The organism is Thermomonas sp. (genome assembly GCF_023953935.1).
GTDB lineage: Bacteria > Pseudomonadota > Gammaproteobacteria > Xanthomonadales > Xanthomonadaceae > Thermomonas.
In genome coordinates, this window is record NZ_JAMLIW010000005.1 from 165,177 (window position 1) to 178,511 (window position 13,335).

Annotated in this window: 12 protein-coding genes; 6 read left to right on the forward strand and 6 right to left on the reverse strand. The window is 64.8% G+C overall.

Annotation, left to right across the window (positions count from 1 at the left end; all coding sequences use genetic code 11):
* Positions 1–158: 158 nt before the first annotated feature.
* Positions 159–1,589 carry a nitrogen regulation protein NR(I) gene (gene ntrC / locus M9902_RS07540; protein ID WP_297221952.1) on the reverse strand — a complete coding sequence of 477 codons (1,431 nt, stop codon included), beginning with the start codon at positions 1,587–1,589 and terminating at the stop codon, positions 159–161.
* On the reverse strand, positions 1,582–2,616 hold the full coding sequence (locus M9902_RS07545; protein ID WP_297221954.1) for an ATP-binding protein: 1,035 nt from the start codon (positions 2,614–2,616) through the stop codon (positions 1,582–1,584). Before M9902_RS07545 ends, ntrC begins: the two co-directional genes overlap by 8 nt.
* A gap of 103 nt (positions 2,617–2,719) precedes the next feature.
* Between M9902_RS07545 and M9902_RS07550 the strand changes: the two genes are divergently transcribed.
* Both M9902_RS07550 and M9902_RS07555 read left to right on the forward strand, forming a co-directional pair.
* A complete protein-coding gene (locus M9902_RS07550; protein ID WP_297221957.1) occupies positions 2,720–4,648 on the forward strand; it encodes an EAL domain-containing protein in 1,929 nt (642 codons plus the stop codon).
* A gap of 136 nt (positions 4,649–4,784) precedes the next feature.
* The gene (locus M9902_RS07555; protein WP_297221959.1) at positions 4,785–5,417 is read left to right on the forward strand and encodes a DUF481 domain-containing protein; all 633 of its coding nucleotides are present in this window, start codon (positions 4,785–4,787) and stop codon (positions 5,415–5,417) included.
* A gap of 20 nt (positions 5,418–5,437) precedes the next feature.
* On the opposite strand, the gene hemC is transcribed toward M9902_RS07555, so the two are convergent.
* From hemC to M9902_RS07570, 3 genes are all read right to left on the reverse strand, one after another.
* On the reverse strand, positions 5,438–6,352 hold the full coding sequence (gene hemC, locus M9902_RS07560; RefSeq protein ID WP_297221961.1) for a hydroxymethylbilane synthase: 915 nt from the start codon (positions 6,350–6,352) through the stop codon (positions 5,438–5,440).
* Between the two features lie 322 nt (positions 6,353–6,674).
* Complete coding sequence (locus M9902_RS07565) at positions 6,675–7,421, reverse strand: LytTR family DNA-binding domain-containing protein (protein WP_297221963.1); 747 nt, start codon at positions 7,419–7,421, stop codon at positions 6,675–6,677.
* A 60-nt stretch (positions 7,422–7,481) separates the two neighbouring features.
* A complete protein-coding gene (locus M9902_RS07570) occupies positions 7,482–8,168 on the reverse strand; it encodes an alpha/beta hydrolase (RefSeq protein WP_297221965.1) in 687 nt (228 codons plus the stop codon).
* Positions 8,169–8,350: 182 nt separating this feature from the next.
* Between M9902_RS07570 and M9902_RS07575 the strand changes: the two genes are divergently transcribed.
* Positions 8,351–8,779, forward strand: coding sequence for an EamA family transporter (locus M9902_RS07575; RefSeq protein WP_297221967.1), 429 nt, complete (start codon positions 8,351–8,353; stop codon positions 8,777–8,779).
* A gap of 305 nt (positions 8,780–9,084) precedes the next feature.
* Here M9902_RS07575 and M9902_RS07580 read toward each other — a convergent pair whose 3' ends face one another.
* Positions 9,085–10,050 carry a hypothetical protein gene (locus M9902_RS07580; RefSeq protein WP_297221969.1) on the reverse strand — a complete coding sequence of 322 codons (966 nt, stop codon included), beginning with the start codon at positions 10,048–10,050 and terminating at the stop codon, positions 9,085–9,087.
* 1,993 nt (positions 10,051–12,043) lie between these two features.
* On the opposite strand from M9902_RS07580, the gene M9902_RS07585 reads away from it, so the two are divergent.
* From M9902_RS07585 to M9902_RS07595, 3 genes are all read left to right on the forward strand, one after another.
* Positions 12,044–12,277, forward strand: a complete 234-nt coding sequence (locus tag M9902_RS07585; RefSeq protein ID WP_297221971.1) for a hypothetical protein — start codon at positions 12,044–12,046, stop codon at positions 12,275–12,277.
* A 78-nt stretch (positions 12,278–12,355) separates the two neighbouring features.
* Positions 12,356–12,730, forward strand: coding sequence for a hypothetical protein (locus M9902_RS07590; RefSeq protein WP_297221973.1), 375 nt, complete (start codon positions 12,356–12,358; stop codon positions 12,728–12,730).
* A gap of 39 nt (positions 12,731–12,769) precedes the next feature.
* A complete protein-coding gene (locus tag M9902_RS07595; protein WP_297221975.1) occupies positions 12,770–13,123 on the forward strand; it encodes an Eco57I restriction-modification methylase domain-containing protein in 354 nt (117 codons plus the stop codon).
* Positions 13,124–13,335: the final 212 nt, after the last annotated feature.

Sequence of the window (13,335 nt, forward strand, 5' to 3'; positions counted from 1 at the left end):
GCACTATGCCTGTGACGGGCTTTTGCCGCCACGGCTGCTCCGATCGTGCCTGTCGCGCCCTGCGGTGCGCTCCCACAAGAGGCGGCACAGTGATTTCGCGTGGGAGCGCACCGCAGGGGCGCGAAGAACGGCCTATCGACCCGAGTGGAGGCAGCTCCTCAGTGTCGCTTGCGCGACGAACCCAGCTTGCGCGTCACGGTATTGCGGCTCATGCCCAGCGCCTCGGCGGCTTCGCCACGGCGGCCGTCGCGCAGGGACAGCGCGACCTCGAGCATGGCAAGGTCGAGGCGTTCGCGCGCCTTTGCGTGCAGGTCGGCCGTGCCGGCGATGAGCTGTTGCCGGGTCCAGTCGGCCAGTGCCGTCGTCCAGTCGTGCGCGGCATCGACGCGGCCAGAATTCGATGCAAGGTTGGTGAGGTCGAGGTCGCGAGCACTGATCGTCTCGCCCGGAGCCAGTGCGGCCAGCCGCCAGCACAGGTTTTCCAGTTCGCGCACATTGCCCGGCCAGGCGTGGGCGTGCAGGCGTTCCAGCGCGGCGGGCGCGAGCTTGCGCGCCGGCAGGTGCAGGCGGGTGGCGGCGGTGGCGAGAAAGCGCGCCGCCAACACGCCGATGTCCTCGCGGCGTTCGCGCAGCGGCGGCAGGTGCAGGCGCACCACGTCGAGACGATGCAGCAGGTCGGCGCGGAAGCGTCCCTGTTCGACCAGCGCTTCCAGCGGCTGGTGGGTGGCGGCGAGCACGCGCACGTCGACCCGGATCAATTCGCGCCCACCGACGCGGAAGAACTCGCCTTCGGCCAGCACCCGCAACAGCCTGGTTTGCAGGGTCGCGGGCATGTCGCCGATTTCATCGAGGAACAGGCTGCCGCCGTTGGCTTGCTCGAAACGACCGATGTGACGCCGCTGTGCACCGGTGAAGGCACCGGCCTCGTGGCCGAACAGTTCGGACTCCAGCAGTTCGGCCGGAATCGCGGCCGTGTTCAGCGCCACGAAGGGTTTGCCGGCGCGCGGCGATTCGCGGTGCAGCGCGCGCGCCACCAGCTCCTTGCCGGTGCCGGTCTCGCCGGTGATCAACACCGACAGCGGCACCTGCGCAAAACGGCCAATCGCGCGGAACAGTGCGCGCATCGCGGGGGCTTGCCCGATCAATTCGGTGGATGGCGCGGGTGCGGATAGCGAGACTTCCGCTGGCGAGACTTCAGGCATCTCCAGCCCCGCGGCGTCCTGCGGCAGGCAGCGCCTGACCAAGTCCACCGCCGCATCGAGATCGAACGGCTTGGACAGGAAATCCTGCGCACCGCCGCGAAACGCGCCGGCGGTGCTGGCGATGTCGGTATGCGCCGACATGATGATCACCGGCAATTGCGGCCGCTTCGCCTTGAGTCGGTCGAGCAGGGCCAGTCCGTCCGTGCCCGGCATGCGCACGTCGGCCAACACCAGCCTGGGCATGCGTCCGGAGTCCAGCGCGACCAGCGCTTCATCGGCGCTGGCGAATGCGGTCACCCGGTAGCCGGCCTCGGTCAACGCCGCCGAGAGCACGAACCGGATCGAACGATCATCATCGACCACCCACAGGCTCGCAGGCTCAGTCATCGGCCACCTCCACCGCCAGCGGCAGCAACAGGGTGAACACGGTATGCCCGGGGCGCGAGCGCCAGACCAGCACGCCGCGATGCGCGCGTGCCACCTGTTGTGCCTGCGCCAGCCCGAGCCCGGTGCCTTCGGCACGACCGCTGACCAAGGGCAGCAGCAGGTGTTCGGCCAGCTCCGGCGGCACGCCGCGGCCGTCATCGATGATTTCCAGGCGCAGTGCCAGCGGATGCAGGGCATCGCCGATGCGCACGCCGTGTTCGGCGCGGGTGCGCAGGCTGACGGTGCCGGCGCCGGCTTCGATCGCGTTGCGCACCAGGTTCCAGACGGCCTGGGTCAGCGCATCGGCATCACCGAGCAGCTCCGGCAGCGACGGATCGTAGTCACGTTGCAATCGCACCGCCCAACCCGCGTCGCTTTCCGCCAGCCGCACCACCCGTTCCAGTACCGCGTGCACGTTGATCGCCGCCAGCGCGCGTGGTGGCGCCGGGTTGAGCAGGCGATCGACCAGCACGGCCAGTCGCTGCGCTTCGCTTTCGATGATGCCGGTGAGTTCGCTTTCGTCGGAACCGACCCGGCGCGCCAGCAGTTGCGCCGCACCCTTGATCCCGGCGAGCGGATTGCGCAATTCGTGGGCCAGTCCCTTCAGCGAGGCCGCCAGTGCGGAAGGCAGCAGTTGTGCCGGGTCGGTGCCGGGGAATTCGTCGACCGGATGCAGCTCCAGCCAATAGCCAGCCTCGCTCGGCGTCAGCCACAGGTCGGCGAAGCGGGGGGCGGCGCTGCCGGGGAACGCCAGTCCCACCGCGCGCAGTCGCAGTGGCGCGTCCACGGGTTCGGCCAGCACGCCGACCAGCTGCTCGCCCGCCTGTTCCAGCGCGGCCGCGTGCAGGCCGTGCAAGCGCCGCTGGCTCACCCCGAACCAGCGCGTGGCCGCGGCATTGGCAAATGCGATCCGCGCCCCGGCATCCAGCCGCAGCAGCGGCGTGGCCAGCGCGTCCGGAATGAAATCAGCCGGTGCATCGGAATCCATTTGCACGAATTTAGTGCAAATGCGACGGGATGCAAACCGCGCGATTTGCGGCAGCGGAATGTTAGGCTCAGCGCGCACGCCAGGTGCAGTCTCGCTGGGGAACATGGAGCGACGGGATCCATCGCCGGAAGATGCGGATCGGGCGCGGCAGCCGCTGGCGCTCAACCCGACCCGCGTACGCCAGATCGGCTGGGTGGTGCTGGCGGTCTTCGTCACCCTGGTGGCCTTGAACATTGCCCGTGAGCGCTGGGTCTCGGTGCTGTTCGACGCCATCGTCGTGGGCCTGCTGGCGCTGACGCTGTGGCAAAACGCGCAGGGCCGGTCGCTGCGGGCGGTTCATCTGATGGTGGCTTCGCTGGCGCTCGGGCTGATGGCCCTGATGTTCGCCGGGCAAGGACTGTACGACGAAGCGCCGATGGCTTTTCCGACCTTGGTGGTGCTGGCGGCCATGCTTGGAGCACATCGGCTGACCCGGGCGCTGGTGGTGATCCTGCTGGTCTCGCTGGTCGTCGCCTACGGACTGGATCAAACCGGCATCCTGCCCAGCGTGCAGGATTCTCCGCCCTGGGTTCGGCTGTTCGAGGTGGGGCTGATCCTGGTGATCACCTGGATGCTGGTGCAGATGATTTCCGACGACCTGCGCAACGCCATCACCCGGCTGGAGGGGGAAAAGCAGGCGCTGCAACAGTCACGTCAGGAAATCGAACGGCTGGTGCAAAGCGACAATCTGACCGGATTGCCCAACCGCCTGCTGGCCCGCGACCGGCTGGAACAGCTGCTGGTTCAGGGTGCGGAAAGCGGGCGGGTCGTGGCGGTCATCTTCCTCGATATCGACAACTTCAAGACCATCAACGACTCGCTCGGGCATGCGGCCGGCGATGCGCTGTTGCTGCAGGTGGCGGTCAAGCTGCGCGCCGCCCTGCGCGACACCGACACGGTGGCCCGGATCTCGGGCGACGAGTTCGTGATCCTGCTGCCCAACCTGAAGACCGAAAGCGCAATCGCCACCGTCATCGGCAAGATCAACCGGGCCTTCCGCGAGGCGTTTTCGGTTGACGGGATGTCGGTGCTGGTGACCGTGTCGATGGGCATCACGGTGTCGCCGCGCGATGGCGAGGACGTCGATGTGTTGCTGAAGAACGCGGACATGGCCATGTACCGGGCCAAGGATCTCGGCCGCAACACGTTCTGCTTCTTCGACCCCGGCATGAATGAGAGCGTGGCCGAACAGTTGCGCATCGCTGCCGGCCTGCGCACCGCGCTGGCCAATGGCGAGCTGCGGGTGTACTACCAGCCCCAACTCGAACTGGCGGGCGAGCGGGTGATCGGCGCCGAGGCGCTGCTGCGCTGGCAACACCCCGAGCAGGGCTTCATCTCGCCCACCGTGTTCATCCCGATCGCCGAACGCAGCGGGCTGATCCACGAGATCGGCGACTGGGTGCTGCAACAGGCCTGCCGGGACGCGCAACAATGGCGCGCGGCCGGACTGGGCGATCTGACGGTGGCCGTCAACGTGTCGCCGTTGCAACTGCGCCGGGCCGATTTCGACGTGGTGGTGGCCGCGGCGCTGGCCGCCGCCGGATTGCCCGGTGAAGCACTCGAACTGGAGTTGACCGAATCCTCGCTGATCGCCGACACCCGCGATCTCGCCGAATTGCTGCAACGGGTGGCGCGGCGCGGCGTGCGGATCGCCATCGACGACTTCGGCACCGGCTACTCCAACCTCAGCTACCTGCGTCGACTGGCGGTGCACCGGCTGAAGATCGACCGCGCGTTCGTCGACGGGATTTGCAACGATCCCAACGACGAGGCGCTGGTGCGCGCCATCACCGAGATGGCCCAATGCCTGGGGCTGGCGGTCGTGGCCGAAGGCATCGAGGACAGTGCCACCCTGCAACGGCTGCGCGGCTTGGACTGCCAGAGCGGGCAGGGCTACTTCTGGTCGCAGGCGGTGCCGCACGAAGCCTTCGTCGACTTCGTCTGCGCCAGGCGTGGCTGCGTAAACGACAGCGGCGGCTGCCGGCCCGGGTGAACCCGCACAAACGCGGCCCACCCGCCGTACGCCGCCGTGCGGGCGCTGCGGCAAGGCCACCGCGGCGCCAGAGATTCCCCGGCATTGGCGGATGGTCTAAAATTGCGGCGATTTCACTAACTTGGCTGCCAGACCGATGCTTCCGCTGCTGGGGCTGGTGCTTGCCGCACCGCCCACCCTCGGCGCCCTGCCACCCACGCCGCTGCTCCAGCAGGAGCTCGTGCTGCGGCTGGTCGACCCGCCGCGTTGCCTGCACGCACGCTGCCTGGCCGGCGAATGGCGGGTGGAGGCGATGCCGACGATCCCGTCCGGCCAGCTGCCTGTCGATGGCAACGCATTGCCGGGTAGCGGCGCACGGCCAAACCTCCCCGGCACGCCGCCGGAGCAGGTCAAGCTGCGGGGCAACAATGCCCGCGTGGGCTTGCAGTACGGCAGGCAGATGGCGAAAACCGGGCAGACCAGCGTGCGCGTGGTCATGGAGACCGGCTACCGGCTGCAGGGCCATGCCGATGACGGCATCGCCGGCACCGGCCCGGTGCTGCGCGGGCAGCTGGAATGGAGCCATGCCCTTGGCCAACGCAGCCGCTTGTCGCAAACGGCGCGGCTTGAAGCCGGGCAGCACGGCGCCTACCTGCGCAACAACCTGTTGCTGGATCTGAGCCTGCACCCGAAGTGGAGCCTGGGCGCCGGCGTGGAAACGCGCCGCGACAGCCACCTGACCACGCGCAACCAGACCGACCTGACGCTGAAGCTGCGCTATCTGCTCTGAGCGGCGCGCGGCTGCCTCGGTCAGACGGCGTCGATCAACGCGCGCGCGCCCTGCGCCAGCAGGGCCTGGGCCACTTCGACTCCCAACGCTTCCGCCTCAATGACGCTGCCATGGGCCTGCGCGCGTACGCAGCGGCCATCGATGACCGAACCGACCAGGCCCTGCAAGTGCAGGCGCTCGCCGGATCGCGTGGCCAGTGCCGCCACCGGCACGTGGCAACTGCCGTGCAAGGCGCGATTCATCGCGCGTTCGGCGTCCACGCAACTGCGGGTCTGCGCATCGTCCAGCGCGGCACACAGCGCGATGACCTGCGGACGGTCGCTGCGGCATTCGATCGCGATTGCGCCCTGCGCGGGCGCGGGCAGCCAGGCCGGCGCATCCAGCCGCGCACGGATGCGCGCTTCGAACCCGAGCCGTTGCAAGCCGGCGCAGGCCAGCACGATGGCGTCGTAATCGCCGGCATCGAGCTTGCCCAAGCGAGTATTGACGTTGCCGCGCAGGTCACGCAGGTCGAGGTCGGGCCGCAGTGCGCGCAGCTGGGCCTGCCGGCGCAGCGACGAGGTGCCGACCCGCGCGCCTTGCGGCAGCGCAGCGAGCGCGTCGAAATGATTGCTGGCAAAGGCATCGGCGGGATCGCTACGGGCGAGGATCGCGGCCAGGGTGAAGCCCGGCTCCAGCTCCATCGGCACGTCCTTGAGCGAATGCACCGCGCAATCGGCCTCACCGCGCTGCATCGCCAGTTCGAGCTCCTTCAGGAACAAGCCCTTGCCACCGATCGCCGCCAGTGAGCGATCGAGGATCTCGTCGCCACGCGTGGACAGCGGCACCAGTTCCACCTGCAAACCGGGATGGGCCTCGCGCAGGCGGGCGGCGACGTGCTCGGTCTGCCAGAGGGCGAGCTGGCTCTTGCGGGTGGCGATGCGCAGGGTGGTCATGCGCGCATTATCGCCGGTCGGTGTCGAACGCGCCGCGAGGTCACGGGGTGCAGTTTATTGGCAGGACTCCGCACGACTGCGCATGGGTGTTCGATGGTCAGGGATGTGCACCTGCCTCGGCAGTGGCGTCCGAACCTTGGCGAACCCATCCGTTCGTGGCGAATCCATCCCGTTCGTGGTGAGCCTGTCGAACCACGATGGAATGGGTGCCGCCGTTCATGGTTCGACAGGCTCACCACGAACGGCTTTGAGCATCCCGTCCAGGAACGGCGCAAACACCCCGTCCGGGAACGGCGTAAACACCACGGTCAGGAACGATCCGTCACAGATGCCGCAACGTCTCGCGCAGCTGGGTCAGGCAGCGGCGGCTGATTTCCAGCGGCGTCTCGACATGCCGCAGCACTGCATGCACATTGCCTTCCGGGGAGCGCCGCAGTTCCACGATCTCATCGCGTGCAACGAGGCAGTTGCGGTGGATGCGCACGAAGCGCCCGGAAAATTCGGTCTCCAGTGACTTCAAGGATTCCTCTATCAGATCCTCGCCGCGCGCGTGGTGGACGACCACGTATTTCTCGTCGGCCTGCAGATAGCGGATGTCTTCAATCGGAATCAGCCGCAGGCTGCCGCGCAGGCGCGCCGCCAGATGGCTGCGCGCGGCGGCCTGGCTTGCACCTTCCTGCTTGCGCTCGCGACCGGCGAGGAAGGTCCGCACCTTGTCCAGCGCGGCGGCCAAGCGCTCTGCGCGGACCGGCTTGACCAGATAGTCGATCGCCTGTGCCTCGAAGGCCGACAGCGCGTGGGCATCGAAGGCGGTGCAGAACACCACCGCCGGCGGCGTTTCCAGTTCGGCCAGCTGGCGCGCGGTTTCCAGGCCGTCCATGCCGGGCATGGAAATATCCAGCAACACGAGGTCGGGGGCAGTGTCCGCGCAGGCCGCCAGCGCGGATGGGCCATCGCCGGCTTCGCCGCACACTTCGAACCCCGCTTGCCCAGTCAGCAAGTTGCGCAGGCGCGCGCGGGCCAGCGGCTCGTCGTCGACGATCAGCACCTGCACTGCCGCTGCCTCCATCGCGTGGTCTCCCCGCCAGCGATCACCGCCTGCGATGTTAGCCGCCTCGCTTCGCCGCCGTCATCTCGCCGGCACCGCCAGCCGCGCTTCGATCCACTCGCCCAGCGCACGGATTTCCTCGCCGCAGACCTGATGCTGCATCGGATAGTGCTGCCAGGCCACATCGAAGCCGAGCCCGCGCAACGTCTTCGTCGAGGCATCACCGGCCGCCACCGGCACCACCGGATCGAACAGGCCGTGGGCCATGAACAGCGGCTGCGCATTGGCGCCCGGCTGCAACGCCGCCTGCGCTTGTTCCGCGGTCATCGGCAAATAGGTGGACAGCGCGATCAAGCCAGCCAGCGGCGTCTTGCGTGCCAGCCCGGCCGCCAGGGTCACAGCGCCGCCCTGCGAGAACCCAGCCAGCAGCATGCGGCTGGCGGGAATGCCGCGCTCGGCCTCGCGCGCAATCAGCGCCTCGACCTGCGCCACCGATTCGGCCACGCCAGCGCGATCCGCGCGTTGCGCCAGGTCACCGAACTCGAAACTGGTGATGTCGTACCAGGCCCGCATATGCATGCCGCCATTGATCGTCACCGGCCGCACCGGCGCGTGTGGAAACACGAAGCGGATCGCCGGCCAACTCCGACGCACCAGCTCCGGCACGATCGGCGCGAAATCGTGGCCGTCGGCACCGAGGCCGTGCAGCCACAGCACCGTCCATTGCGGGTTGGGGCCGGTGTCCTGTTCGATGGTGTCCAGCAGCATCACGGCTCCCCGGGTGGATGCCGCCCATTATGCCGGCAGTCGCGACAGGCTCGTGGAAGGCACGGGACCCCAGGGACAGGGTCGCTTCCGCCATGCCGGACCAGTCCGCCGCCGCCGTTCCGAGCTACGATCGGCCCACAAAGTCAGGCACCGGACCCGCCCCGTATTTCGCTGGAGGCCACATGACGCAGACATGGTTCCTGTGGGCAGCGCTGGCGGCGGTGTTCGCGGCGATGACCGCGATCTTCGCGAAACTCGGCCTGGTCGGGGTGAACTCCGACTACGCGACCCTGATCCGCACGGTGATGATCCTCGTCGTCCTCGGCGGCTTTGTGGCCGCCACCGGCAAATGGACCAACCCGGCCGCGCTGTCGCCACGGGTCTGGCTGTTCCTCGGCCTGTCCGCGCTGGCAACCGGCGCTTCCTGGGTCTGTTATTTCCGCGCCTTGCAAGTTGGCGATGCCGCGCAGGTGGCGGCGGTGGACAAGGCCAGCGTGCTGCTGGTCGCGGTGTTCGCCGTGTTGCTGCTGGGAGAACGCCCGTCGCTGCGTGATTGGCTCGGCATCGCGATGATCGCCGGCGGCGTGCTGCTGCTGGCCCTGCGCCGCTGAGGTGGTTGCGGCTTCTGCGCGTTCTGGCGATATTTGGCCGGCCAATTCTCGTCAAGTTTGGCCGCCCGAGCAAACGGACGGGCGCCCCTGAGTGGTCTTCGCCAGCTTTAATAAGCAGCTTCGCCCGCAAATCGGACTGCAAACCACCACCGATCTGACCACGATCGCCACGCCAGTTGATCGGCTTGGCCGGATGAATTTGCCACGCCCAGCAACTCGACTGACCACGTCCGGCAGTGCACTGACCGGCCGAGTTCGGCCAAAAGGAGAACTTCAGCCCTGGCCCCATCGACGGCCGATTGATTCTAGAATGCCGACTCGAATCCCGATCCGAACCGGGCGCGCAGGCGCCTCCATGCGCGGACGCTCTCGCAGCGTCCCAGTAGCACTTCGTAGGTCGGCGCCGGCGTATCCGCGAACGGCTGGACTTCCATGTAGACCAACAAGCCCGGCATCCACAGTTTGTATTCCAGACGCAATTGATAGTTTGGATAGCGTTCAAAAGGCGGCGGCTTCATGCCGACGAAAGCACCGATGCGGTCTGGCTCTTGTATGAAAGCCCGCACCAATTCGTCTCCTCCTTGAACCGTATCGAAGACGCCATCGATCCAGGCATAGCCGTAGGCGATCTTTGCAAGCGTCCTGGCGAATGCGACCGGACGTTTTGCGGATTCCTCAACTCGCATGCCGGTCGCCCCGTGCTCGGCCAGGAAGCGCTGGACTTCCTCGCCGTAAGAGGTCGTCACCCAGCCTTCGAGTGTGAGTCCCTTCGATTCGACGCCGACGAAGGTCCCGGGCCGTCCCAGCCACGGGAAGCCGAGGATCAGCGGCACTTCGGATGTGGGGAAGCGTTCGACCTGTTCGCTGCCCGGCCGCACCAGTGTGACCGCCACCTCCTTGCGGCTGTTCTCGTGTTTCGATCGCGACTGGATTCCGCGCGCCTTGCGCACGTGTACCATGGCGCCATCGTTCAAGGCGAAATTCTCGAACCGGGAAGTGATCAGGCGGCAGGGCTCGCAGGAGCCGTCGAAGATCTGCAAGTTGCCGCCCCACGCGTAGGGAACGACATGTTCGTTGGACAATCGAGCGGTCGATCCGCAATAGATACAGGCAGTCGCGCGAACGGACTGCTTGGCGGCGAGACTCCCCAACTCCGGCGTGACCCGCTCGACGACATCCGTGGGCGTCGACGCCGACTCCGCCCGCACGACGCCTCGCGGATGCTTGACCGTAATCTTGGTGTTGATAGTCAGCCCTCTGCCCGTACGCATCCTAACAAGCCCTGCAAGTGGATTTCCCGCCTTTGGCATGATTCATTCGAACCAGCAGAAATTCTGCCAGTCACTATGCAGCACAGCTACGATCCTACTTGACCGATCACTTCGCACGAATCGACGTGATTGCGTGCAATGGCTGTTCTTCGAAAACGCCAGACAGGAAGTTGTTCTACTGCTGGCGGATGGGCCTTGACTGCGGCGTCAGAAAATAATGACTTTATCGATATTGGCTCTCACTGAAGCGCAAACCGTTTCCGACATTACGGGTAGCACGCCAACACTCCTGCTTGGGCGGGCAGAAGCCAAAGACAATTTGCCATGATAGCGAAAAATGGCTGAAATACTTCCTCGATAACCGGCAAATCTCCTTCATGCGTGCGCTGCGAGAAGCTGAGATAGCAGTTCGCGCCCATGTCCACCCATGCAAGCATTGACGTTGGAGTGGTCACGGGCAAGAACGAATTTTTGTTTGTCGGCCGATTAAAGTCTCCACTCTAGGTCTCGAAGGGTATACGACGCCTCTTGTCTCCCGATCAGCCCAGCTGCAGGGAAGCAAAATTGGCAAGGCAGACTGGAAAACCTTGGCGGCGGCTGGAGATCGCATCCTCTGCTGAATATCGACCAAGCGCAGGCCGGCAGTTGACGGCCAAACTGCGCCGCTACATTGAAGACGGCGAGCGTAAGGAATTTCACAAAGGCTACAAGTGTTCGATCCGCAAGCCGTGGTGCTTAGTTCCGTCCGTGTGGGTGCCGGATGGCTTTGCTTTTCGGCAAATCTGATTTTCCTCGCATGGTGTTGAACGCTTCGAGCGCGACATCCACGGATACGATCCATCGTCTTCGCAGCAGGTGCGAAGACGGAGCAGGCTGCCAACACCTATACATGGCTCACAGCCGCTTCAGCAGAGATTGAGGGACGAAGCGTATGGCGGTGGCGTTCTCGAACTAGAACCAACCGAAGCCGAAAGGCTGTTGATGCGCAACGACGCTAAACGGGGCGATGCCGCTGACCGAAGTGGATAAACTGGTTCGTGCACGGACTACCTGGATACCGTGTTGGAAGAGAATGCTCGCGTAATTCTACGCGACCACATGGAGAAAGCCTGTCCATCCGATTGCGAGTTGCTTAAAGGCGTCTGGATGAAGATGCGCGATCGGAGAAACTCGCGTAAGCGCCAGCGACCCAGAAAGCATTGCGGGGCGATGTGGTATAGACAACGCAGGCGCTAAGGCTGCTGCGCGCTCGCGTTAGCGAAACGGTTCAGACTTTAGGCAGGAAACGAAGAGACTATCTCCAGTCGCCTACAACGAAACGCAAGCGCGTACGGACTTCATCACGCCACTGCTCGCTGCGTTTGGGTGGGATGTCCACAATGCAGCCGGCCAACCGCTTGGCCTCCGAGAAGTCATTGAAGAGGCCACTGTTGAGGTTGGTGAAGGCGACTCTCCAGAAAGCCAGACTATGAGTTGTCTTGCTCGCCAACGAAAGCTGTTTGTCGAAGCCAAGAAGCCGAGCGTCCATATCGACCGCAGCAGGGATGCGGCGTTCCAGACCCGCGGCGCTACGGGTATTCCGCCAGCCTGCCTATCGCTATCCTGACTAATTTTCACCAACTCGCAGTTTATGATTGCCAGCCCCAGCCTGACGGCAGAGGAAGCATGTCGCCCGCATCCTCCTGGTTCGTTATGACGAGTTTGAGGCGCGATTTGATGAACTGTGGCCCTGCTCTCACGCGAAGGCAGTCTATTCGGGTGATTTCGACCGCCTTTTTCTCGGTCGATGTCACAGCACCACGGGGCCGGTCTGGTTTGATGATTTTTCTTGCGCCAAGTGCGCTCTTGGCGTGAACGATTGGCACCAGGACATGCACAGGAACACACCTGGGCTTTTCTCTGATAGCGAAACGACCTATGCGGTTCAACTTTCCTGCTGCGGATCGTCTTCCTGCGCATCTGTGAAGACAGAGACATTGAACGCTATGAAACCTTGCGCGGTCTTGCTGGTGCCGATAGTTTCAATGCTTTGATGGCAAGCTGCGCCGGGCGGATGACTTCTATGATTCCGGTGCTATTCCGGCTTCTGGACGATGCCCGGCTTGGTGTCCGCATTAGCGACGACGTGCTGACGGAATCATCAATGAAACTGTATTACCCGCAGAGTCCATACACCTTCGCTGTCGTCGAAACCGAAGTGCTCGGCGGGAATTTGAAGCAGTTCTAAGGCGAGATCATCACGATCGACGCCGCGGGCACAGTCGAGATTGTCCGTAAGCCGGAAGTCCGGGAAAGTGGCGGCGTCGTGCCGACGCCCCGCTATATCGTTGACGCCATCGTGCGGCGCACGCTTGGCCCACACCTCGCCGGTAAGGCTCCGGCCGATCTGATGGGATTCACGGTTGCCGACATTTGCGGCTCCGGCATCTTCCTATTGTCGGTGTTCGAGTTGCTGGCTGACCATTATCTTACGTGGTATCAGGTCAACGATCGCGCGGTGCATACCGGCCGGACGATCTACGAAGCCGGAGCAGGACTGTGGCGGCTAACCTTTGAGAAAAGCGTCGCATTCTGCTGGCCCATGTCCGTGGCGTGGACATTGACGCCAATGCTGTCGAGGTTGCCCGCTAGTCTTCTACTGAAGCTGATTGAGGACCGAAGGCGCGACCGGCCTGCGTGACCGTGTTGAACACGGGCACGCCGGCTCTGCCGGAAGCGGATGGGACGCTGCGCGCGGGGAACAGTCTCGTCAGCCAAGCGGAATGGGTGGCCGCGCGGGGCGCGTGCCAGCCCGGTTGCTGGAGAAAGTCAACCCGTTCTCGTGGGCCGACGAGTTCCCCACGGAAACGGCACAGGCGGGTTTGACGTGATCGTGGGAAATCCGCCCTACATCCGCATCCAGAACATGCAAACATATTCCCGGAAGAGGCCGCTTTTTATCAGAACGTCGCCTCGCCCTACACGACAGCGCGGCAGGACAATTTCGACAAGTATGCGCTGTTTATCATTTGATCCCTGTCTCTTGTACGGCCAGATGGGCGGCTTGGCTTCATTATCCCACACAAGTTCATGACAATTCAGGCGGGGCGGGCGCTCCGCCGATCTGGTAACGGCAGGCCACGTAATCAGAGATCGTGCATTTTGGCGTGCAGCAGGTCTTCGGACGGTTGGCAGCGAATTACACTTGCCTGTTGATCCTCGATCGGCAGGGCCAAGGCCGATGTGACGGTGGAGCGCGTCGAGGCTCTGGAACCGTGGCGCTGGGACGCCGGGCTTACAGAATGT